This window comes from Dehalobacter sp. (assembly GCA_023667845.1).
Lineage (GTDB): Bacteria > Bacillota > Desulfitobacteriia > Desulfitobacteriales > Syntrophobotulaceae > Dehalobacter.
In genome coordinates this window covers 1-23,044 of the sequence record JAMPIU010000006.1, presented here as the reverse complement: position 1 = coordinate 23,044, position 23,044 = coordinate 1, and the positions used below count along the sequence as shown (strand labels likewise).

The 23,044-nt window shown below is 45.0% G+C and carries 26 protein-coding genes; 21 read left to right on the top strand and 5 right to left on the bottom strand.

Annotated elements, in window-relative coordinates; translation table 11 throughout:
- Positions 1-218: 218 nt before the first annotated feature.
- The 7 genes from NC238_00460 to NC238_00430 all read left to right on the top strand — a co-directional run bounded on the left by NC238_00460 (position 219) and on the right by NC238_00430 (position 7,017).
- Positions 219-698 (top strand): hypothetical protein, encoded by a 480-nt coding sequence (locus tag NC238_00460; GenBank protein ID MCM1564426.1) that lies wholly within the window; start codon positions 219-221, stop codon positions 696-698.
- A 181-nt stretch (positions 699-879) separates the two neighbouring features.
- Positions 880-1,359: an adenylate cyclase gene (locus NC238_00455; GenBank protein MCM1564425.1), complete on the top strand. Its 480-nt coding sequence runs from the start codon at positions 880-882 to the stop codon at positions 1,357-1,359.
- A 152-nt stretch (positions 1,360-1,511) separates the two neighbouring features.
- Positions 1,512-3,311 (top strand): oligoendopeptidase F, encoded by a 1,800-nt coding sequence (pepF, locus tag NC238_00450; protein ID MCM1564424.1) that lies wholly within the window; start codon positions 1,512-1,514, stop codon positions 3,309-3,311.
- 13 nt (positions 3,312-3,324) lie between these two features.
- Positions 3,325-4,176, top strand: coding sequence for an Mrp/NBP35 family ATP-binding protein (locus NC238_00445; GenBank protein MCM1564423.1), 852 nt, complete (start codon positions 3,325-3,327; stop codon positions 4,174-4,176).
- Between the two features lie 112 nt (positions 4,177-4,288).
- The gene (locus NC238_00440) at positions 4,289-5,542 is read left to right on the top strand and encodes an adenosylhomocysteinase (protein ID MCM1564422.1); all 1,254 of its coding nucleotides are present in this window, start codon (positions 4,289-4,291) and stop codon (positions 5,540-5,542) included.
- Positions 5,535-6,161 carry a GNAT family N-acetyltransferase gene (locus NC238_00435; protein ID MCM1564421.1) on the top strand — a complete coding sequence of 209 codons (627 nt, stop codon included), beginning with the start codon at positions 5,535-5,537 and terminating at the stop codon, positions 6,159-6,161. The genes NC238_00440 and NC238_00435 overlap by 8 nt, the downstream gene beginning before the upstream one ends.
- 640 nt (positions 6,162-6,801) lie before the next feature.
- Positions 6,802-7,017 carry a hypothetical protein gene (locus tag NC238_00430; GenBank protein ID MCM1564420.1) on the top strand — a complete coding sequence of 72 codons (216 nt, stop codon included), beginning with the start codon at positions 6,802-6,804 and terminating at the stop codon, positions 7,015-7,017.
- Positions 7,018-7,248: 231 nt separating this feature from the next.
- Here NC238_00430 and NC238_00425 read toward each other — a convergent pair whose 3' ends face one another.
- The 3 genes from NC238_00425 to uvrC form a co-directional block, all read right to left on the bottom strand.
- Positions 7,249-7,692: a polymer-forming cytoskeletal protein gene (locus NC238_00425; protein ID MCM1564419.1), complete on the bottom strand. Its 444-nt coding sequence runs from the start codon at positions 7,690-7,692 to the stop codon at positions 7,249-7,251.
- Between the two features lie 17 nt (positions 7,693-7,709).
- Positions 7,710-8,603: a peptidoglycan DD-metalloendopeptidase family protein gene (locus NC238_00420; protein MCM1564418.1), complete on the bottom strand. Its 894-nt coding sequence runs from the start codon at positions 8,601-8,603 to the stop codon at positions 7,710-7,712.
- Between the two features lie 178 nt (positions 8,604-8,781).
- The gene (gene uvrC / locus NC238_00415) at positions 8,782-10,539 is read right to left on the bottom strand and encodes an excinuclease ABC subunit UvrC (GenBank protein ID MCM1564417.1); all 1,758 of its coding nucleotides are present in this window, start codon (positions 10,537-10,539) and stop codon (positions 8,782-8,784) included.
- A gap of 98 nt (positions 10,540-10,637) precedes the next feature.
- Between uvrC and NC238_00410 the strand changes: the two genes are divergently transcribed.
- Positions 10,638-11,150, top strand: a complete 513-nt coding sequence (locus tag NC238_00410) for a hypothetical protein (protein ID MCM1564416.1) — start codon at positions 10,638-10,640, stop codon at positions 11,148-11,150.
- A gap of 3 nt (positions 11,151-11,153) precedes the next feature.
- Here NC238_00410 and NC238_00405 read toward each other — a convergent pair whose 3' ends face one another.
- On the bottom strand, positions 11,154-11,597 hold the full coding sequence (locus NC238_00405) for a DMT family transporter (GenBank protein MCM1564415.1): 444 nt from the start codon (positions 11,595-11,597) through the stop codon (positions 11,154-11,156).
- 146 nt (positions 11,598-11,743) lie between these two features.
- Here NC238_00405 and NC238_00400 point away from each other — a divergent pair, with 146 nt between their 5' ends.
- The 5 genes from NC238_00400 to NC238_00380 all read left to right on the top strand — a co-directional run bounded on the left by NC238_00400 (position 11,744) and on the right by NC238_00380 (position 15,395).
- Complete coding sequence (locus NC238_00400) at positions 11,744-12,100, top strand: hypothetical protein (GenBank protein ID MCM1564414.1); 357 nt, start codon at positions 11,744-11,746, stop codon at positions 12,098-12,100.
- Between the two features lie 197 nt (positions 12,101-12,297).
- Positions 12,298-12,783, top strand: a complete 486-nt coding sequence (locus tag NC238_00395) for a metallophosphoesterase (GenBank protein MCM1564413.1) — start codon at positions 12,298-12,300, stop codon at positions 12,781-12,783.
- A 40-nt stretch (positions 12,784-12,823) separates the two neighbouring features.
- The gene (locus NC238_00390; protein MCM1564412.1) at positions 12,824-13,480 is read left to right on the top strand and encodes a DUF2103 domain-containing protein; all 657 of its coding nucleotides are present in this window, start codon (positions 12,824-12,826) and stop codon (positions 13,478-13,480) included.
- Between the two features lie 87 nt (positions 13,481-13,567).
- Positions 13,568-14,173 (top strand): FMN-dependent NADH-azoreductase, encoded by a 606-nt coding sequence (locus NC238_00385; protein MCM1564411.1) that lies wholly within the window; start codon positions 13,568-13,570, stop codon positions 14,171-14,173.
- Between the two features lie 424 nt (positions 14,174-14,597).
- Positions 14,598-15,395, top strand: coding sequence for a GGDEF domain-containing protein (locus NC238_00380; GenBank protein MCM1564410.1), 798 nt, complete (start codon positions 14,598-14,600; stop codon positions 15,393-15,395).
- Positions 15,396-15,562: 167 nt separating this feature from the next.
- Here NC238_00380 and NC238_00375 read toward each other — a convergent pair whose 3' ends face one another.
- The gene (locus NC238_00375) at positions 15,563-16,858 is read right to left on the bottom strand and encodes a replication-associated recombination protein A (GenBank protein ID MCM1564409.1); all 1,296 of its coding nucleotides are present in this window, start codon (positions 16,856-16,858) and stop codon (positions 15,563-15,565) included.
- 224 nt (positions 16,859-17,082) lie between these two features.
- On the opposite strand from NC238_00375, the gene NC238_00370 reads away from it, so the two are divergent.
- The 8 genes from NC238_00370 to NC238_00335 all read left to right on the top strand — a co-directional run.
- Positions 17,083-17,526: an Rrf2 family transcriptional regulator gene (locus NC238_00370; protein ID MCM1564408.1), complete on the top strand. Its 444-nt coding sequence runs from the start codon at positions 17,083-17,085 to the stop codon at positions 17,524-17,526.
- Between the two features lie 75 nt (positions 17,527-17,601).
- Positions 17,602-18,771 (top strand): cysteine desulfurase NifS, encoded by a 1,170-nt coding sequence (gene nifS / locus NC238_00365; GenBank protein ID MCM1564407.1) that lies wholly within the window; start codon positions 17,602-17,604, stop codon positions 18,769-18,771.
- A 69-nt stretch (positions 18,772-18,840) separates the two neighbouring features.
- A complete protein-coding gene (gene nifU / locus NC238_00360; GenBank protein ID MCM1564406.1) occupies positions 18,841-19,215 on the top strand; it encodes a Fe-S cluster assembly scaffold protein NifU in 375 nt (124 codons plus the stop codon).
- 21 nt (positions 19,216-19,236) lie between these two features.
- Positions 19,237-20,304 (top strand): tRNA 2-thiouridine(34) synthase MnmA, encoded by a 1,068-nt coding sequence (mnmA, locus tag NC238_00355; protein ID MCM1564405.1) that lies wholly within the window; start codon positions 19,237-19,239, stop codon positions 20,302-20,304.
- A 155-nt stretch (positions 20,305-20,459) separates the two neighbouring features.
- Positions 20,460-20,924 carry a PRC-barrel domain-containing protein gene (locus NC238_00350; GenBank protein MCM1564404.1) on the top strand — a complete coding sequence of 155 codons (465 nt, stop codon included), beginning with the start codon at positions 20,460-20,462 and terminating at the stop codon, positions 20,922-20,924.
- Entirely contained in the window at positions 20,921-21,124 is a 204-nt protein-coding gene (locus tag NC238_00345) for a hypothetical protein (protein MCM1564403.1), read from the top strand. The genes NC238_00350 and NC238_00345 overlap by 4 nt, the downstream gene beginning before the upstream one ends.
- A 198-nt stretch (positions 21,125-21,322) precedes the next feature.
- A complete protein-coding gene (locus tag NC238_00340) occupies positions 21,323-22,372 on the top strand; it encodes an AI-2E family transporter (GenBank protein MCM1564402.1) in 1,050 nt (349 codons plus the stop codon).
- Between the two features lie 254 nt (positions 22,373-22,626).
- The coding region (locus tag NC238_00335; GenBank protein ID MCM1564401.1) for an alanine--tRNA ligase-related protein at positions 22,627-23,044 on the top strand (418 nt) is incomplete at its 3' end.

Sequence of the window (23,044 nt, the reverse complement as noted above, 5' to 3'; positions counted from 1 at the left end):
TAAGCAAGAGCACTGCTGCTGTCATAAACAGTCAGAAGTGCTCTTTGCTTTGTATGCCTTATGAACATCCATTGCTTTCTTAATTGGACTGTTGCTTGTCATGTCATAGATCTCTGTTTCTTGATATACAACATTATTTTAGGACCGTCATTTGCATAATAATTTCGAAAAGCAGGAATGATTAATATCAGTATTCTCTTAGTAAAGGAGCACGTTTAATGGCTGTAAAATTCATTCCGATGGTCTATACATTTATTTTTGCATTAATTATGTTTGCGGTTGTTCCAAGAGCAGAAATTCGGAGATTATCAATCTACGCAATCATATTTGGAGCTGTATTTGATGTTATTGCAGCGACCACCGGTTATTTGACCGGGATGTTCGGGTATATTGACTACCAGGAGTTTGGGGTAATGAAATTGCATTTTTTTGCTCCGATTTCCTGGGCAATATATTATGTTTTATACTTCTACTTTTTGCCTGAAAAAAATATTTACCGCTATATTTATGTCTTATCCGGGATATTTTACAGTGTGATGTTTTCTCAGGTAATTGGTAAACTGGGCATTTTAAATCCGGGCTCACAGCTGCTCTACCCCATCATTCTTTTTTGCATCTGGTTTCCATTGGCCACTTGGGGCTATTTAAAACTTGTTGATTGGGACAAAAAACGAAGCGCTAAAGTAAAAGACGCTTGATTCTAAATTCAACCTTATTGAGATTATAAATATATATCAAATAAATAGACGTATATAAACCATGGGAAATTTAAAGTATAATGAAGCTAATGAGATGAATCACAGTAGTACCATGCCAGGCCTAAATCGTATATTATTATTTTAGGGGCTGACACGGTACGCGTATGGGAGTTGGGGGATAGTGGGACTAGAGATTGAACGCAAGTACCTTGTTCATCAGCATCTTCTGCCGGAATTGAAGGAAGGGGAACGGATGATTCAAGGTTATCTTTCAGAAAAACCATCGGTCAGGTTCAGAATCAAGGGAAATCAAATGATGTTGACAATCAAGGATTATTATACGAAAAACAGGCGGTTTGAGTTGGAGACTCCGGCCAAGGAAGTAACGGAGGAAGAGGTTCGGAAGCTTATGTCCCTGGCAATAAGCCCGCCGATCATTAAGACGAGATATAAAGTGAAGAGCGGTCAGGGGATAATCTGGGAGATTGATGTTTATGAGGAGGAGAATGCCGGCTTGATTACTGTGGATATAGAAATTCCGCAGGAGGATTATCCGCTGGAATTTCCGGAATGGGTTGCCGGTGACTGTGAAATTACTGGAGAGAAGCGTTACACGAATCTTAATCTTGGCAGGAAGCCTTTTGCAACGTGGGCAGAATAAGCCGAATAAAAAGATACCAGCCTGTCGTTTACACAGACTGGTATTCTTGTTATTAAGGGCAAACAATTAGTAATAATTTGCTCAATAAAATTAGTAATTTTTTCTTTTACTGTGTATAATATTTGGAAGATCAATTTTATGGAGGGATCAGTTTGTCAGAAACCTTACGTTCAAGGGAAGAAATCCCACAGGAATATAAATGGAGACTCGAAGATATTTTTGCCAGTGATCAGGACTGGGAGACAATGTTTAGCGAAACAGAAAAGATGATCGGGCTTTTCGCAAAATATCAGGGACAACTTGCCGGCGGTGCGGACATTTTTGTTGAATGTATGGAATGGGCGGACCGTTTCGGCCAGAATTTGGAAGAACTGTTTACGTACGCCCGGATGAGAAGGGATGAAGATAACCGGATTTCTCGTTACCAGGGGATGACAGACCGGGCGACAATGCTTTCGGTACAGGCCGGAAGCGCCTTGTCATTTATTGTTCCGGAAATCCTGGCTATTCCGGATGAACGCTTCAGTGAGATCCGTCAGGATGAGAGAGTGCAGATTTATCATCATTACTTGGAAAATATCCTGAGACAAAAACAACATGTCTTAAGCCTGGCTGAGGAAAAGATCCTGGCTGAAACCGGCGAACTGGCTTCAGCACCAAGTACGATCTTCAGCATGGCCAACGATGCGGATCTGAAAATTGGTCCGATCAAGGATGAAGAAGGCCGGGAAGTTGAGCTGACCAAGGGGAATTTCATCCGGTATATGGAAAGCAAAGACCGCAGGGTCAGACAGGATGCGTTTACGACGATGTATGCCGCTTACGGCAAACAAATCAACTCCTGGGCAGCAATGCTCGGCGCGAGTGTCAAGGCCGATGTTTTTTATGCAAGGGTCAGACACTATGATTCTGCGATTCAAGGAACCCTGGACGACGACAAAGTGCCGCTTTCCGTTTATGACGCGCTGATACAGACAGTTCATGACTATTTGCCGCAGTTTCAGCGGTATATTCAGCTGCGCAAAAAAGTCCTCGGCGTTACGGAGCTGCATATGTATGATATTTATGTTCCTTTCGTCCCTGAAATGGATGCGCATATTCCGTTTGAGGAAGCGAAGTCCATTGTACGCGAAGGGCTGGAACCTTTGGGAGAAGAGTATCTGAAAATTCTGGACGAAGGATTTCGTTCCGGCTGGATCGATATCTATGAAAATATTGGCAAAACAAGCGGAGGCTACTCCTGGGGCACGTACAGCTCCCATCCTTATGTTTTGCTGAACCATCAGAATACGCTGGATTCCCTGTTTACCCTGGCCCATGAAATGGGGCATTCCCTGCACACGTATTTATCAAATAAGAACCAGACTCATCTTTATGCAGGATATAAAATATTTGTGGCCGAGGTTGCTTCCACACTGAATGAATCCCTGGTTATGCGTCATATGATCAATGCCTCGAATGACAATAAAATGAAGGCCTATCTGATCAATCATTATCTGGAACAATTCAGGGGAACCGTGTTCAGACAGACCATGTTCGCAGAGTTTGAAAAGGAAATCCATGCTGCGGCCGAACGGAATGAATCCCTCACGGCAGACTACCTGTCCGAAATTTACCGGGATCTGAACCTGAAATATTTTGGATCCGACATTGTTTTGGATGAACAGATCAATTTGGAATGGACACGAATTCCGCATTTTTATAATGCTTTCTATGTTTATAAGTATGCAACAGGATTTTCAGCAGCGACGGCTCTTGCTCAGCAAATCGTGCAGGAAGGGGAACCAGCTGTACAGCGGTATCTGGCGTTTTTGTCCAGCGGAGGCTCAGATTATCCGATCGAACTCCTGCGCAAAGCCGGAGTCGATATGGAAAAACCGGAACCGGTCAAGCAGGCACTGGATGTTTTTGTGGAGCTGCTCGATCAGCTGGAAAAACTTGTCGGCGAATAATGGAGGTAAAAAAGTGAGTAGTCCATGCAGTAGTTGTTCAACAGCTTCAACCTGCTCCGGCAGCTGCTCCTCAGTTCCGGAACTTACTGAAGCTCAAAAATTAAGTAATATTAAAAATGTTGTCGCAGTCATGAGCGGCAAGGGTGGAGTCGGAAAATCCTCTGTAACGAGCATGCTTGCAGTAAGCCTGATGCGTCAGGGCTATAAAGTCGGTATTCTCGATGCGGATATCACAGGACCCAGCATCCCGAAGGTTTTTGGTCTCAAAGACAAAGCAAGTGCGGCTGAAAAGGGGATTCTGCCGGTAGAATCCATGAGTGGCATCAAGATCGTTTCTCTGAATCTTATGCTCGAAAATGAGGATGATCCTGTCATTTGGAGAGGTCCGGTCATTTCCCAACTGGTGAAACAGTTCTGGACGGATGTGATCTGGGGAGAACTTGATTACCTGTTAATTGACCTGCCTCCTGGAACCGGCGATGTGCCGATCTCCGTATTGCAGTCTATTCCGGTGGATGGTTTGGTTATTGTCACAAGTCCTCAGCAGCTCGCAAACATGGTTGTTCGCAAAGCCATAAAAATGGCCACCATGTATAAAGCTACTTTTTATGGACTTGTTGAAAATATGGCTTATATTGAATGCCCGGAATGCAACAAGCGCATTGAGATATTCGGCAAACCGGCGGGAGAGAAGGAAGCTGCGGCGAATGAGATCCCTTATCTCGGCCAATTGCCGATTGATCCAAGACTGACGGCGCTTTCCGATGCCGGGCAAGTTGAAGAATATCAATCGGCGCTGTTTGATGTGATCGCTCAAAAAATTGCTGCCTGCAGCAAGGAAAAAAGTCCGAAAGAGACAGCATAAGTACGCAAGCAAGACTGCACAATCAGGTCCTGAAAAGGGGCCTGATTTTCTTCCTGAAACAGTCTGACTTTTAGAACAAATACGTGTATAATAAAGCGGAGGAGGTGCTAAGATGAACGAAGTTTCTACCATTCGAGATATTAGGCTGGCTGCTGACGGACAACGAAAAATAGACTGGGTAAAACAGTACATGCCGGTGTTGAATTCACTTCGGGATCAATATATTCAAGAGCGCCCGTTTGCAGGGAAAAAAATTGTCATCTGCCTTCATTTGGAAGCAAAAACCGCATATCTGGCCTTGACAATTCAGGCGGGAGGCGGGGAAGTTGCTGTGGTCGCCAGCAATCCGCTCTCTACGCAGGATGATGTGGTAGCGGCTCTGGTCAAAAACGGCATCAGGGCTCATGCCTGGCACGGTGCGACAGATGAGGAGTATAAAGTGCATATCAACAAGGCCCTCGATTTTGGGCCTGATTATATCATTGATGACGGTGGGGATCTTGTTTCAACAATTCATACCTGCCGGCGGGAACTGATTGGCCAGGTTAAAGGCGGAGCGGAGGAGACCACAACAGGTATTCTCAGATTAAAAGCCATGTCCAGGGAAGGAAAGCTTGAATTTCCGATGATGGCCGTCAATGATGCCAGAAGCAAGTATTTATTTGACAACCGATACGGAACGGGTCAATCCGTCTGGGATGCAATTCTGCGGACAACCAATCTGGTCGTTGCAGGAAAAACGGTTTGTATCGTTGGTTATGGATGGTGCGGCAAAGGTGTGGCATTAAGAGCCAGAGGGCTTGGGGCGAAAATCATTATCTGTGAAGTCGACCCGGTTAAAGCCAATGAGGCCTGGATGGACGGATACGAGGTCATGCCGATGAAGGAAGCCGCTTCTATGGCAGATTACTTTATTACCGTGACTGGCAATAAAAATGTCATTACAAAAGATCATTTTGCACGGATGAAGAATGGTGCGATCCTGGCGAACGCCGGTCATTTTGATGTGGAAATCTCTAAGCAGGACCTGAATCTTCTGACTGTTTCCAAAAGAAAGGTCCGCCCCAACACTGAAGAATTTACCCTTGAAGACGGGAGAAAAATCTTCTTGCTTGCTGAAGGCAGACTGGTGAATTTAGCTGCAGGAGACGGCCATCCGGTGGAAGTAATGGATATGTCTTTTGCGCTGCAGGCTTTGGCCCTCGAATACCTGGTAAAGAACCAGGGGCTCGAGAACAAAGTTTTTAATGTTCCGGAACAACTGGACAACAGGGTTGCGCTGATGAAGCTTCATTCACTTGGACTGCAAATTGACAGCCTGACATCGGATCAGGCGGAATACCTAGCAGGGTGGGTAAATGAATAAAGAGGAATGGACCAACATTACCCGTACGATCCAGACTTCGAAAGGGGAGCTGCTGATATCCGGGGTGACACCCCCGGATATCTTGGAAAAGCTTGAAATTGACCAGCAATTAAAAGCTTTCCGTCCGGCTGCCAAACAAAAAAAAGCCATTATTGAGATCAGCTGTCTTCCACAGGGAAAAGTCGTCTCAGCCCAAATCAAGGGGGAGCTGGTCGGCTATATTACGTTTCATCCGCCGGATGAATTTGAACGGTGGTCATCCGGACAAGACAAGGTTCTGGAGCTCGGAGCGATTGAAGTGTCTCCGCGCTACCGCAATTATGGGGTAGCCCGCAGGATGCTGGAAGCTGCTTTCGGTGACGAAAAAATGGAAGACTATATTGTGATTGCAACAGAATATTACTGGCACTGGGATTTGGATGGAACAAACCTGCCGATTTGGGAATACAGGGAAATGATGCGCCGCCTGATGGCGCATACGGATCTGCGTATTAAAGAAACGGACGATGAGGAAATCACATCTCATCCAGCCAATATGCTGATGGTTCGCTATGGGAAAAATATCACAAAAAAAATGATATATAATTTTGATCGGCTTTTATTTTTGAACGGCAAATAATGGTATGATTTTTGGTCGTCAATATAGACTGTTTTGGCCGAATTTAGCCAAAAATAATCAACTGACGGAAATAGATGATCCTTTAATCGACGAACGTTCAGTTATCTGCGATATGAATTCGCTTTATAGTACATCCGGCTTTTGCAAAGAATACGGATTATGTATAAAATGATATGGAAGCTATATGTATAAAATGATGTGGAAGCTAATAGAAATAAACTAGTGAAAACGAATTATATTTTAGTTTCAGATGGGTAAGGTTCCTTTGGATCATGGAGCGTTATTCTAGTGCATGAAACGGTCATTCGAGGGCGGGCCTAAGAATCCGCTAAGGGCATACCGATGAAGTTCCTGGTGGTGGCTTGGGACGCCCAGTCGTGGGCTGCTGCTGGGAGTTAAGGACAGAGGGGGATCCGCAATGGCATGTGGGCGCTACCCTTTATCCGTGGAGGCCCAGGTACGTGGTTTGAAATATAGCTACGGCTTGGGGATGAACCTGCATTAGGAAGGAACTTAGTGCAGTGTAGCCTGCCTTGAGGTGGAAAAGTTGGAAAGGCGATGATTGGTTAACTGGTGTTGGCAAACATCCGTTATACCTGCCGGAAATTCTTTTCTGCAAAAGAGGCTAGGGTGACCGGGAGTGTTAAGGAAAACTTCTAGAGCGTTTTATCGGGAAGGATTGAAGTGCGGACTAAGTGGCGATCAAGTTCTGAAAAATGGCAACATTTCAGACCAGGGGGAAGGGGAAACCGCCCTTGCAGGAAACCAAAGGGATCCTGGTGGGAAAACCTACTTGACCTATGCCGCAACATTTACTTCTCCATATCCTACAATCCAAGGGACTTACAGCCAATAAGTGGTTCGTAAAAAAATATACATCTCAAAGTGAGATGTATTATTTTTTTGTGATTAGAATTTAACCATACGATGCTGTCTGAGCAAGTGTTTGTCAATGGCTTAAGTAAATAACACGTAAATATTCAATAAAGAGGAGCAAGAGGGAGTCAAGACAAGGAAAAAAGGAGTATCGCTGGGCTAATGTTAAAACATACCTGAAACATTCCTTTTATGATTGGGACTCTTTTTTTTATTCTACCTCTTTTCCCTTAGGATTTTTCTTCTTTTCGCTGGAAGAGACATCTGGATGATCTGAATTATCGGCGTCGATCGTTGTACTTGTACCGACAAAGATGGCGCCCTGGTCGATTTTAAGCTGTTTGGCGGTGATGTCCCCGTAGAGGCGGGAGGTAGGGCTTAATTCCAACAGGTCTTCGACCTTAATGTTCCCGCAGACAACACCCGTAATCGTTGCTGTAGCAGCAGAAATATTGGCTTTTACTGAGGCAGACTGACCGATGATTAAGTCGCCACCGACTTCAACAGTGCCTTCGAGCTTGCCGTCTATCCGAATATTGCCGCTCGATACCAAAGACCCCTTGAGTTCACAGTCTTCGGCAATGTATGTAATCGTTGTGTTCGTGCTGATATTGCGGATAATCGGATTTGTGTCGTTTTCTTTTTTACTAAACATTCTTAGCCGCTCCTTTTTTATTGCGCTTCGGTATAGGTAGTAAAGACTGTCGGATCAACGAGTTCGCCGTCAACATAGGCCTGGTAGTGAAGGTGGCTGCCGGTGCTCCGGCCGGAATTTCCGCTGTACGCGACAATCTCGCCTTTCTGAACTGTGTCTCCGACTTTGACTGTCAGTTTGGAATTATGGGCATAAAACGTTACAACGCCATAGCCGTGGTCAATTTGCACCCTTCGTCCCCAGTAACCGTCATAGCCTGCATAAGTGACGGTCCCGGCAGCAACCGCCTGGACAGGTGTGCCATAATCGCAGGCAATATCAATACCGGAATGAAATTCACTGCTCCAGCCGCCAAAAGGATTACGGCGATAGCCAAAAGGTGAGGAGATCGGGCCATTGACCGGAAGAATATTCGGTGTCCGGTTCAGCTTGTCTTTGTATTCTACGGAAGCATCATAATACTCCTGCAGGGTTTCCACATGAGAATTGAGCAGATTTGAAGCCTGATCAAGGCTTTCCGGCTCGGAATATGACTGTACGGAGTAACTGCCGCGGCTGACTTCCGTCGTACTTTTTTGCTGGATTTTAAGAATGCCAGCAATTTTAGATTCCAGTGAGGAGATGGTTAACAAGTTCTGATTGATTTCGGATGTCTTTTCATTTAATCTCGCGATTTCCAGATCCTTGGCCTGCAACTGATCTTCAAGCTTATCGACATAGGCAATTTTTTGCTGATAAACATTGATGTAATGAGCCTGGTAAATGTCATAAGCAAAAAGTCCCGTAAAAAAGATACCCAGTGCAGCTGAGCTGGTTACAATCATTTTTTTCGCTTTGACTGAAAACTGAATCTGCCGGGGTGCTTTGCCGTGGTCAGGGTGGATAATAATAATTGAGTATTTGTGCTTCAAAATATCACTCCTGAATAAGACACAAAAAACGAAAATATATTATATTTTCGCGTTTTTGTGAGTCATTAATCCATTTTCTAGGATATACGTGTTTGACTGTCTTGTCAAGGCAGGAAGAAAAATCAAACAAACATCAAAGAAATCTTTAACAAGATATAAAATAATATCATACCTGTTTTTACGTGTGGTGAAAGTGGTTATAGACTTCTTGGGCGGCCACTGCCGACAAACCGGACTTGATAAATTCTTCGGGTGCAGCATTTTTGATCGCATCCAAAGAATCAAAAGCTCTGAGGAGCATTCTTTTTCGTTTTGGCCCGATTCCGGGGATACCATCCAGCTCCGATGCGGTCATGTTTTTAATCCGCTGCTGCCTGTGGAAAGTGATCGCAAAACGGTGCACTTCGTCCTGGATTCGCTGGATCAGATAAAACACCTCGACTCTGGTGTCAATAGAAAGCTCACGGCCTGCTTGATTGATCAGACTGCGCGTTTCGTGCCGGTCGTTTTTAACCATACCGGCAACCGGAATGGTTAAGCGGAGCTCCTTCAGAGCATCAAGCGCGGCTTTGACTTGTCCTTTTCCGCCATCAACCAGAATCAGATCCGGCATTGCGGATTCCTCTCTCTGCAGACGGGAATAACGGCGCCCGATAATATGCTTGAGGTAGGCAGTATCATCATTGTTGTTCGCGAGCGGAGCAATATTAAATTTGCGGTAGTTTGCCCGAAAGGGTTTTCCGGCTTTAAACTGAACCATACCCCCGACAATATTGCTGCCGAACAGTCCTGAAATATCGAAGGCTTCAATCGTATCGGCCTGAGCGATTCCGAGAAGTTCACATAATCCTGCCATCGTTTTCCGAATCTCTTCATTTTTGTCTTTTTCCAGGTCCATTTTTTCTTTCAGAGCAGCCTCAGCATTGGAGGCGGCCATTGCCAGAAGTTGTTTGGTTTTACCTTTTTTGGGTATGGTCAGAGGAAGGATGTCCATGACTGCGGTCAATTGGATTTCAGGAATACAAATCTCATCCGGAATGACCATCTCGTCCGTATAGTACTGGATCAGAAATGAAAGAAATGATTCTTCCGGTTCATCGTAGTAGGCAAAGAAGAAACTGTCCCGGGTAACCAGTTTACCCTGACGAAAACAGAAGACCTGAATATTCATTAGCTCCTCATTAAACGCGTAGGCCACGATATCGCGGTTTCGCAAATCACTTAGCGTAATATTTTGTTTTTCACTGATGGTTTTCAGGTCTTGAATCAGATCCCGGTATTCTCTGGCTGCCTCAAACTGCAGCGCTTCGGCGGCTTTGGTCATTTTTCCTTCCAGCCAGTTGATGATGCTTTTTTGATTGCCGCGGAGGAACATGGTGGCTTTATCGAGGACTTCCTGATATTGTTCAGGCTCAATAGGATGGATACACGGACCGAGGCATTGTCCAATATGATAATAAAGACAGGATTTGGTAGGGATCTGACTGCATTTGCGGAAAGGAAGCAGCCGGTTCAGCAGGCGGGCAGTTTCTCTGGCCGCTGTTGCATTGGGATAGGGACCAAAATATTTGCCGGCTTTTTTGGAAACTTTACGGGTGACAATAATCCGGGGGTGTTTTTCGGATGTTATTAATATATACGGATAAGATTTATCATCCTTCAGCATAATGTTATAGTACGGGTCGTGTTTTTTGATGAGGTTGCATTCGAGCAGGAGAGCCTCAACCTCAGAAGATGTCAGGATATATTCAAAGTCGGTAATTTCACTGACAAGTTTTTGGGTCTTCTGATCATGGGACCCTGTAAAATAAGACCTTACCCGGTTTTTCAGCACCTTGGCTTTGCCAACATAAATAATCTTATCGGCAGCATTTTTCATCAAATAAACGCCAGGATTATCCGGCAGCAATTTCAGTTTCTTTTGCAACAAATCCATCAAAATTTTTCACCTCAGTTAAATTGTAGGGGGAATATTTAAAAGATGCAACGTCATATTCTCCAATAAATGGACGTATATTTTCTTGGGGTGGTATTATGCGCAGCAACGCCTGGGGACGTCCTCCTCAAAATGATATCTGGGGCGATATTAAAGTGCTTGCATTATGGATATTCATCGTCGGTATTGTCGGATATTTGCTATTCCCGGATTTTTTTCATAATGTTTACGATCAGCTAACCTCCGCAACTGCAAATACGGGAGAAATAGGCGAAATTACGCTGCCAACCTCAAGCGAGGTTAAGGATACCACAACAGGGGATGAGACGGATACAACAAGTGTCTATAATTCCATCTACACTGGGGACAGTGAAATCTCAGACGGATACTGGGCGCTGTTTGTCGGTGACAACGAGTTTAAGCAACTTTCTTTGTCGGCAGAGAGCTATGCGTACATTATAAGGCTGATTGATGGAGATCGGAAAGGGGAAGCAACAAAAATATTGCTGCTTTCCGCAAATGGCAATATTCACAAATACATGGTCACGGAAGAAGTATATAATATCCTCTTGAATTTAAATATGATCAATAACCGTTCCGGAAAAATATAGTATTTATTTAAACAGCAGCTTTGCTCCACCTACAAAAAGTGCAAGACCCAGCAACTGCCACGGATTCCAGCTTATTCTTTGGACCCCAAAAAGCCCAAAGTGGTCAATAATGACTGCAAGGCCGACTTGTCCAAGGATGATGGCCGTCGTGGCATTGCATACGCCGATTCTGGATATCGTTATAGCGACTAAAGCAACGATTCCGACACTCAATGCTCCTCCCAAATAGAGATACCAGGGGATTTGCAGCCATTTATGCCCAAACATAGGTACTTTCCAAGCCAATACGGCCAGAAGGGCGATCAAACTGCCAATGATGTGTACGATCAGCGTCGAAGAAAGCAAAGAAGTTTTTTGCGTCAGCTGTGAATTCAGTGTTCCCTGCACAGCCATTGCAGCCCCGGAGATTGCTGCCAGAACAGCAGGCAGCGAAAAAAATTTTAACATACTCTAACCTCCACTAAATTGGCACATATATTAAAATAAAGATTTGTTGTTGGGCAAGAACACCAAGTCAGTAAAAAATATAGTAGTATTTGTTCCGTCTTACAGGGAAAAATGTTGATAAGCAGCTAATGAAAAGAGGTGGCAGAATGAATATAGATCCTGAAATGGTCAGAAGGGCGCAGATGTTGCTTACTTTAGATCATTCTTTGCCTCAGGTTAAAGAGATTCTTTTACGGGAAGGTTATTCGGATGATCAAGTGGCTGATCTAATAGATGCGACAGAAGAAGTACTCAATTATTTTGTTCCGCCTGTGTTTGACGACAATAAAATCGCGATAGATATCCGCCATTCCAATAAAGACCTTAACGATGATCCGAGGCCCGATCTGATTGTAGACCGATTCAGCGGCAAGATAGAGCTACTTACTCCTCATCTGCAGGAAACCTGGAGGGTTGCCAATGAAATTCGCAAAACTTTAAAATGTCAATGTCAGTATCTATAACCTTCTATAACAATAAAGAGAACAGAGATGAATGTCTCTGTTTATTTTTACATATTGTCTGTAAAATTATGTAGACAGCTATTGGCAAATCAGCAATTATTCATTACTATTATAGAAATACGAAATTAACCAAATAATCCGAAAAGTATCAAATGGGAACATTATCCGAAGCAGTCTGACAGAAAGGGAGGAAAGAAATGAAAATTGCCATTCTTTCTGATACACATATTCGCTATGGACGGAAACTCCCATCATTTGTCTGGAATGTTTTAAGTGAGGTTGATACAATTATTCATGCAGGAGATGTTGTGACGAAGAGTCTGATCGAGGAACTGGATTTGATTGCACCGGTCATTGCAGTCAGAGGAAACTGTGACTGGTTAATGGAAGAGCTGCCGGAGAAAATCATAGCCAAACTAGGTTCTCTAAGGATTGGTGTTACGCATGGGTATCTTGGATCAGGAAAGAATACCCCGGAAAGGGCTTACAATTTCTTTTCGGGAGAAGATGTAGATATGATTATCTTTGGACACAGCCATATACCTTATAAAAATGTCTATGAAGGGGTATTGCTGTTCAATCCGGGGTCTCCAACAGAAAGAAGAGGACAGCCACAGTTTTCGATGGGCTTATTAAACTTAAGTGAAAAAGGAAATTTTGATATCCAGCATCTGTTTTTTTAATTATTTTTGTCCTGTCCATCGCGCAGTTTGAGGTTATCATATGAAATTTCGCCGCAATAAAATTAAAAGGGAACACAGCATCATTACCGGTGCCCTGGACTGGCTGGAGGATTTGAGCAAACGCCGCGAAATCACAGACATTATTCCCGGGGTGATTGATGTAACCAATACCAGGGAACGCGGTGCAGCCTATCAATACGAGACACCGACCGGATGTAAGATCCTTCTGAAAAATGGTGGATCTGTTCAGGAGGCCTTTGTCGTTACCCGGAGCCCTGAGGTAGTCAAGGATTGGGCGGCAAAGCTCATGGAAGAAATCAATTATTTTCAGGCTGCTCTCGAAGAGACCCGGGATGCCCTCCCGCAGAAAGATCACCGGAGAACGGAAACTCGGGCTGCCAAACAAAAAGCTCCGGTCCGGACAAAGTCAACAAAAGAATCAGTCCGGGAAACTTCAGAAACCTTTCTCAGCAGCAGGGACGCTCTGCTTGCCGGGGTTAAAGAAGATTATCAGCTCGTGGAAATCAATCAGGGTCTTCGGGATTCCTATGTGGAAAGCCTTGCCAGCATGGGAGATCTGGAAGATCCTAAATTGGAAGACACTTTGCAGCCGGAGATACGCCGGGAGCTGGAGAAACTGCAGGAAAGACTCCAGGGGAAGGGAAAAATTCAGCAAAAGCAGACAAAGCGAAGATGATTGTTTTGGTTGGAAATGGCAGTCATAGCTTTATTAAAAATGACGAAAACTATTTGAAGAATGTCAAAGATTATGGAGGATAAGATTGTGGCTAAAGTACTGTATATTAAAGCAAATCCCAAGCCGGACGAGCAGTCGAGGACGTTTCGCCTTTCAGGGAGTTTTATCAGCGCCTACAGGCAATACAATCCTGATGATGAGATTATTACCCACGATCTCTACCAGGAAGGTGTCAAGCCGCTGTCTGCAGGGGATCTTCAAACTGTTTTCGGTCCAAAGGACGCAGGTTCCGTCAATCATCCTGTTTTAAAGTATGCTTATGAGTTTAAGGCCAGTGACAAAATCATTATCGCTGCTCCAATGTGGAATCTCAGTTTCCCATCCATTCTCAAATGTTATCTGGATTATATTACGGTCACCGGAATTACCTTTCGTTACACCGAACAAGGCCCCGTGGGCTTATGCCAGGGGAAAAAAGCGGTTCATATCGTAACCAGGGGTGGGGCTTATTCGGAAGGAGCAGGCGGTGCTTATGAAATGGGTGACAGGTATTTAAGAACAATTTTCGGTTTTTTGGGCATCACCGACTTTACAACAATCGCGGCGGAACATCTTGATGTTATCGGATTTGATGCACAGGGAGAACTCTCCGAGAGAATGCAGGAAGCCGAAGAAAAAGCCAGGACATTTTAAGCTAGATACTGACATTAATTAAAAAAATAAATATACGAATGACCCGGCTCTTCCGGGTTATTGTTTTGTCTTGATGTTCAGCTTAAAGATTGCAGGAAAAAATAAACGATCTATATGATCATTTTGTGAAAATATTTCCAAAATTATGATTGTTATCCAAAAAATATCATGTTATGATTTTCAATAGAATGGTATTAACTTAAAAAGAATAGAGATGGGGTTAGTGAAGGAAACGAATCTTAAGCAGAGGTTTTATGTAGTCCTGTTAGAGGCCATGGTACTGCTATCAGCCTTTTCTATTATTGGAAACCTTGCTGTAGGCTACCCATTAAGCCTCAATATTAAATGGATTTTTTTACTTGTTTTAGCATTATGCAGTATATTGTATGAAAGACATAGGGGTTTTTCCGATCGCAGCAAATTTTTGTTTTTTTTGGTTCTGACAGGGATTGTTCTGCCTTTTAGTTTTATCGATGCCGGAGGTAGTAACAGCTTTACGATTGCGTACATATTTTTTCTCTTGATTGTCGTCAGTTACATTCTGGACGGCTGGTATCGCAATACAATTATCGCTGTGATTATTCTGGCTTTTATCGGTGTCCACACTTATGCCCATTATTTCCCGGAAAAAATACCCGTACTCGATCCCGGCAGTTTTTTCGTGGATCAGCTGATTCAGGTTCCAATTGTCCTGTTTTTGAGTTTCTTAGTTGTACGCTATTTTGCTGACGCTTACTACCAGACGAATCGAAGGCTCATGCAACTCGCTCATTTTGATGAGCTGACGGGGCTGCTGAACCGAAGAAATTTTAATGAGATCCTGCAGCAGCAGTTTGAATCCGGAAATCATAATGGTCATTTGATCATGCTTGATGTCGATAATTTTAAGATGATTAATGATAAAGAAGGACATCTAGCCGGAGACGATGGACTTAAACGTTTGGGGGCTATTTTAAGGCGGTATTTTGATAATGGGAAAAATATGATCAGCCGCTGGGGCGGCGATGAATTTATTATTATTTATTTTGGTGAAAGCGGACACGTGGAGACAGTTTTGGAACAAGTCAAAGCGGAATTTAAAGACTATGTGAAAAATATTGAACCGAAGGTCGATCTTAGTTTCGGGATTGCCCCGTTGCAGGGATGCCAGACCCCGAATGACGTACTGGCAAAAGCAGATCAGGTCATGTATGAAAAGAAAAGAGAAAAGAAGAACAGTTAGTCTGATGTTAGTCTGATTTCTTTTTTTCTTTTTTTGAGGTAATCGATGCACACTTGTGCCAAAAACAGCAAGGTGTGCATTTTTTTGCCTCGGATTTTTAATTGTTGCCCAACTATTTGGCATTGGCATTGTGAAGAAAAAATATTTTTCTCACTGATTAGGGAAGTTTATGAAGACGGTTTTCCTCTGTTCTTGTCTATTCCGCGGCCGGTCGGGTCAAAGAATTTTGCTCCCTTGGCTTCTTCGGGAAGGTAGTCCTGTTCGACCCAGTTGCCCGGATAAGCATGCGGGTAAAGATAGTCTAAGCCGTGGCCAAACTTCTTGGCGCCGGGGTAAGAGGCATCCTTCAGATGCAGCGGCACTTGGCCGGCTTTGTTCGTTTTAACGTATTCCTGGGCCTGACTGATCGCCGCAACAACAGAATTGCTCTTCGGAGCAGTCGCAATAGCCAGGACGGCTTGTGCCATCGGTATCCTGGCTTCGGGCAGGCCAACCCACTCCAAGGCATTGGCTGCAGCATGGGCCTGTAGCATGACTGTCGGGTCAGCGAGGCCGACATCTTCGGAAGCATGCACGATGATCCTGCGCATGATGAACCGCGGGTTCTCGCCTGATTCCAGCAGAACAGCAAACCAATAAAGGGCCGCATCAGGATCGGACCCGCGCATACTTTTGATCATCGCCGAAATCATGTCGTAATGGTTGTCACCGTTTTTGTCAAAACGGAAGTGCCTTTCCTGAACGGACTCTATGGCGGTTTCCAGATCAATCCTGCGGACCCCGTCTTCGGGAGCTGTGGTCAGAACTGCAAGTTCGAGCGCATTTAACGCCCGGCGCAAATCTCCGCCGGCATAATCCACCCAATGCTGAAATGCTTCTGCGGTAATCTCCGTATGGTAATCACCAAGACCGCGCTCTTTGTCCTTCAAGGCATTCTCAAGCCCCAGACGGAGTTCCTGTTCTGAAAGAAGATTCAGCCTGAAAATCGTGGAACGGCTTAAAAGAGCGGAGTTGATTTCAAAATAAGGGTTTTCAGTGGTTGCTCCGATAAAGGTGATCATACCGCGTTCAATAGCCGGGAGAAGAACATCTTGCTGGCCTTTGTTGAAACGGTGAACTTCATCGCAGAACACAAGCGTCTGCTGCTGATAAAGATGCAGCCTTTCCTCGGCTTTTTCCAGGATATCTCTGAGCTCTTTGACGCCGGAAGAAACAGCATTGATCCGGATAAAGTTTGAGGTCGTTTTATTGGCGATGACCTGGGCCAGGGATGTTTTACCTGTTCCAGGCGGACCGTATAAAATGATCGATGTCACCCGGTCTGCTTCAATGGCACGGCGCAAAAGTTTGCCGGGACCGAGAATTTCCTGTTGGCCGATAAATTCTTCGAGGGTGCGGGGACGCATTCTCTCGGCCAGGGGAGCAACTTTACCGGAGTCAAAAGCAGCCGAAAAAAGATTCATTTTCTTTTTCCTCCAAAATTATTCTTGCAGATATACTTGATCATTAATAAATCAATCATAAAAAGGAAATGTTATGAAAGATGAAAGATGAAAGATGAATCCATTATAACAAATAAAATTGCAAAAGAATAACCAGAATGCTTATTGACAAATTCCGATTGGTTTAGTAGGATATAAACGTACTGATGAAGGGCAAACATTTTGCATGGTATGAGGTGAATTGCGTGAGATTTTCTACCAGAGGCAGATATGGGGTACAAATCATGGTTGATTTAGCCCAGCATGCAGCTGATGGTCCGGTTTCCCTGAAGTCTGTCGCTGACAGGCAGAAACTATCCGAGCATTATCTGGAACAGCTTATTCCTGAGCTGCGTAAGGCGGGGCTGGTCAGAAGCATCCGGGGGCCCCAGGGCGGGTATGAACTGGCCAAACGTCCGGAACAAATCAATATCGGTGATGTGATCAGGGTACTGGAAGGACCGATCGCACCAGTCGAGTGTGGTACCCAGTCGGAAGAAGACTGCTGCCAGAAAACAGATTTCTGCGTAACGCGGGAAGTATGGGTGAAGGTTAGGGATTCCATCAACGGTGTTGTCGATTCCATTTCTCTGGCGGATTTACTAAAAGAAGCAGGCAGCGGCGGAGAAGACTTGGGATTCCTGCAATAGATGTCTGAGATGATGATTTTGCTACGATCTGTCAGATAAGGGTCGGCAGATAAGAGCTGCTTAACGGAGGATAAGATGAAACGAATATATTTAGATCATAGTGCCACAACGCCGGTTGACCCGCAGGTGGCAGAATTGATGACGGTGTACTTTACAGAGTACTACGGAAACCCATCCAGCGTACATTCCTTTGGAAGACAAGTCCATAAGGCCATCGACGAAGCCAGAGAACAGGTTGCATCTCTGATTGGAGCAAACCCTTCGGAGATTACCTTTACCAGCGGCGGAACGGAAGCTGATAATCTGGCCATTCAGGGTGCTGCCAGAGCAAACGTAAAAAAAGGTACGCACCTGATAACTTCGGCGATTGAGCACCATGCTGTTCTGGATACTTTTAAATACCTGGCTAAAAACGGCTACGAAATAACCATTGTGCCGGTCGATGAGGAAGGCTTGATAAGTGTTCAGGATATCGAAAAGGCAATCCGTCCGGACACGATTTTAATCAGTATTATGCACGCCAACAACGAGGTTGGGTCGATTCAGCCTGTCGCTGAAATAGGCCGGATTGCCAGGGAAAAAGGAATTCTTTTCCATGTCGATGCCGTCCAGTCCCTTGGAAAACTGCCAATCGATGTAAATCAGATGAATGTTGATCTTTTAACGATATCGAGCCATAAGATCTATGGCCCTAAAGGGGTCGGTGCTTTATACATCCGCAAAGGCGTCAGGATTTCTCCGCTTGTTTTTGGCGGTTCGCAGGAGAGAAAGATCCGTTCCGGTACGGAAAACGCTCCGGGGATCATTGGTTTCGGCAAAGCCTGTGAGTTGGCCGGACAAAGGATGGCAGACGAAAATACTGAACTGGTCAGACTCCGTGATAAATTATTTGACGGAATTCTCGCCGGCATTGATCATGTCAAGGTGAACGGCCCGCGCGGTGCCAAGCGTCTCCCGAACAATGTCAATATCAGCGTTAATTTCATTGAAGGAGAATCCCTGCTCTTAAGTCTCGATTTGGTTGGAATAGCCGGTTCCAGCGGTTCGGCCTGTACTTCGGGATCTTTGGACCCTTCGCATGTTTTACTGGCCATGGGTCTAAGCCATGAGGTTGCCCATGGTTCCCTGAGACTCTCGCTTGGCAGACAGAATACGGATGAAGAGATCGATTATGTGTTACAGGAGCTTCCGAAGATCGTGCAGCGCTTAAGAGAAATGTCTCCTTTATATCATAAAGCAATTTGAACTAGTTAAAGCAAATAAATAGTTCCTCGAAGCAAGCTGAAAGACAGGAATAAGACAGGAGTGAATCAGATGTATTCAGAAAAAGTAATCGACCATTTTACGAATCCCCGCAACGTAGGTGAAATTGAAAATGCAAATGGCGTAGGGCAAGTCGGCAACGCCAAGTGCGGCGACATTATGCGGATTTCCATGGTTGTTGAAAACGACATTATCAAAGATATCAAGTTTAAGACATTTGGCTGCGGGGCTGCGGTAGCGACCAGCAGTATGGTTACGGAAATGGTCAAAGGCAAAAGCGTGAATGAAGCCCTGGATATTTCGAATGCTGCTGTGGCCGAAGCCCTTGGAGGTTTGCCTGAAGCCAAGCTGCACTGTTCCAATCTTGCCGCAGATGCTGTTCATGAAGCTATCAAAGACTACATCCAGAAAAAGACCAAGGTCTGAGGAAGTATGAAGGTTAAACGTATGAAAGTTGCTGTTGGAATGAGTGGCGGCGTGGATAGTTCCACGGCCGCTGCTTTACTTCAAGAAAATGGTCATGAAGTGATCGGAGTCACCATTCTAACCCATGAAGGCGGCTCTGCTGAAACTGCTGCACTGGAAGCGGCTGAGCAGCTCAGGATACCGCTGCATGTGCTTGATTTCCGGACGGTTTTCAAACAGGAAGTCATTGATTCTTTTGCGGAAAGCTACTACAGAGGGGAAACGCCGAATCCGTGTGTGCTGTGTAACCGGAAAATCAAATTCGGAGAATTGCTGAAACAGTCGCGCGGGCTTGGTGCCGACTATCTTGCGACCGGTCATTACGTTCGGAAAACGGTTGACGCGACTTCAGGCCGCTGGCTGATCCAAACCGGGCTGGATGCGAAAAAAGACCAGAGTTATGTATTATACTCCTTGAGCCAGGACCAGATTGCCCATGCACTTTTCCCGCTTGGTGATTATACGAAAGAACAGGTCAGGGACTTGGCGAGAGCTAGGAACCTGAAAGCTGCCGACAGCAGTGAGAGTCAGGAAATCTGTTTTATTCCTGACAACAACTATGCGGAATATATTAGGGCGGCAATGGAAAAAGATTCTGAACCAGGTGATTTCACGGATCTCTCCGGCCGCATTATCGGCAGACACAGGGGATTGATCCATTATACGGTCGGACAGCGCAAAGGATTAGGGACAACATTTGGCAAACCAATGTTTGTGGCTTCGATTGACCCGGTTGGCAACAGGGTAATACTCGGAGAAGACAATGATGTCTTTACCGATGTTCTCTGGGCGACAGGTTTGAACTGGATTGCTCTGGAAAGGCTGTCCGGACCCTTGAAGGTGCAGGCGAAGATTCGTTACAAGGCGAATCCCGCAGCAGCTGTTCTTTATCCTGAAAATAATCTTGTCAGGGTTGAGTTTGAGACTCCGCAGCGGGCAGTTACTCCCGGTCAGTCGGTTGTATTTTATGACGGGCCGACAGTTCAGGGCGGAGGGGTCATTGTATCGGATAAGCGCGGAATCCGCCAAGATCTTCTTAAGACAGAATAAGAAACGATTGCCGAAGGGCTGACTCGTGCGAAATACTCCTTTCAGCAATATTTCAGTTTTATGTCATAATATAGATTGCAATACTGCTGAAAGGAATATTATCCTGATATTCCGGCAATAATACCGGATATAATCCTAAGGCAAATGAGGGAATTATGCGGAGGATGAGAGATATTGTCCGGCTCCCGGTGATTGATCTGAATTCCGGGGAACGTCTGGGTTGGGTAAAAGATATCATATATAATGAAAAAGACAATACGGTTTCCGGCGTTATCGTGGAAAAAGATTCCCTGCTTACGCACCCGCTCGAAGACATGAGCAGAGATGATATCGTATCTTTCGGCAAGGATTCCCTTGCTGTTAAGAATCCAGAAGGGAAAAAGATTTCAGGTGCATCCTGGTCTCAGAAAGTCGGAAACAAGGTCTTTAATGGAGAAGGCGATATCAAAGGAACAATAGGTGATATCTATGTGGACAATACGGTCCAAAAAGTACTTGGTTATGAAATATCAGACGGCCTTTTTGCGGATTTGATGAAGGGCAGGGAGGCTGTATTTGAGGAAAACATTCTTTGCGAGAGCCAGGATGTTGTTGTAATTGAAGGAGGTTCATTGTCATGATTTGCCCGGTTTGCGGGGGACGACAGACCGGAAAGGTCGGTGTGGAACAATACTATTGCTGGGACTGTTTTATTGAGTTTAACAGTCATACCGATCAGGTAGTCGTATTTGATTTGGAAGAAGATGGGACACTGGTAGCGTGGGAAGATTTCTTCCTTGAAAGCGAGCAGATCGTTCAGGCTCAGGCAGCTGCTGAATGACGCCGAGTTGCCATGTCTAGAGTTCTTCATACCGTGCATGCGGAGAATAGAGTTGGCGCTTCGCTTATACCATGGATAGCAAGTAGCGGCAAGGCCAAGAAGCAAAGGCTACGGCCTGTCCATCGGGGGTTGGGATTTTCAAATTCATTTTGAAAAGACCGCCCTTTATTTGTCTTAAAACATAACTGGGGGGCGCGTATGGGACAGACCAAGCTGCGTTGGATTTTTGGCATCTTGCTGGTTATCGCGGGTTTCCTGCTGTTTATGAAGGTTAAAAAGATTGCTTTTTCTTTTGCAGCAGGTGCCGTTATCGCCTACCTTTTAAGTCCCATGGTCAATTGGCTCGAAAAAAAAGGCCTGCGCCGGCGGTGGGCAATTGCCTTGATTTTCCTTTGGATTGTGGTTTTGCTTGCTGTGCTGTTTTTACTGCTGCTGCCTACGTTTTACCTGGAGCTTGGAAAACTGTCCGTTGTACTGCCGGAGAGGCTGGAAGTCATTTACCATTATGTACAAACCGGGAAAAGTGTCTACCCGCAAAGTATCCTGCCTGAAGAACTCAGCAGATTAATGGATAAAAAACTGATTCAGGGGCAATCCTATCTGACCGGCTGGCTGGAAAAGGTCATGGAAGATATTCCGGCTTTGCTTTCTTCCATCGGGTTGATGGTTCTTTCCCCAATTCTGGCCATCTATTTTTTAACGGACTGGAGAAAAATCACGGACGGGGTTTTAATGCTTGTCCCTGGCAGGATGCGGGAGCAGTGGCACAAGCTATTACAGGAAATCGATTATGTAATCAAGCGGTATATCCAGGGCAATATGATTGATGCGGTTATCGTCGGCTTTTTGATCGGCATAGGGATTAAGCTCATCGGTATGGAATATGCGCTGATTATCGGGATCATTTGCGGAATTACCAATCTGATCCCGTATTTTGGTCCGATCTTAGGCGGCATACCATCAATTTTGCTGGGCCTAAGCAGATCCCCTCTGATGGCTGTAAAAGTCACACTGGTCATCTTCATCGTCCAACAGCTGGACAGCAATCTGATTAATCCGCGTCTGATGAGCAATAAAATCGGGCTTCATCCGCTCTGGGTCGTTTTTGCTCTTTTGGCCGGCGGGGAAATCGGCGGTTTGCTCGGAATGCTTTTTGCCGTTCCACTGGCGGCGGTCCTGCGTATTATCATCAGAAATGTATATTATTATCTGATTGCACCGCGAGATCTGAAGTCAACGAAGAATTAAGTAGGATTTGCGGCCGTCAAGTCTGTTGACAGGCAACTTCTCTTTTGGCTATACTTATTTTAGTTTATCAAAAAGTATAAGTACTTTCTGAACTACCTAAGTGCAACTAAGGCTGCCGCCTGTGCCAAAGAGGCTTGGTGCCAGCCAAGTTTTCTTATGTCTTAGCAAGATTTGCCCTTGCTATTCTGTAATAAATATAAGCTTAAGTACCGTGTTACAAGGTACGAGGAGCCTTCCATATAAGGAGGAAGTAGATGTATACCGGAAATCAACTGCGTGAAATGTTTCTGAAGTATTTTGAGGGAAAGGGACATGTTATTCAGCCCAGTGCTTCCCTGATCCCGAAAGATGATCCTACTTTACTTTTAACGGTAGCCGGAATGGTTCCGTTTAAGCAATATTTTTTAAGGCAAGTGGAGCCTCCGTTTTCGAGAGCGACCACCGCTCAAAAATGTGTCCGAACCCCTGACCTGGAGAGTGTCGGCAAAACGGCCAGACACCATACTTTTTTTGAGATGCTCGGGAATTTTTCTTTTGGGGACTATTTTAAAGAGGAAGTCATTCCATGGGCCTGGGAATATATTACCGGCGTACTGCAAATTCCCGTCGAAAAGCTCTGGGTAACCATCTATCCGGAAGACGAAGAGGCCAGAAATATCTGGACAAAGGCAG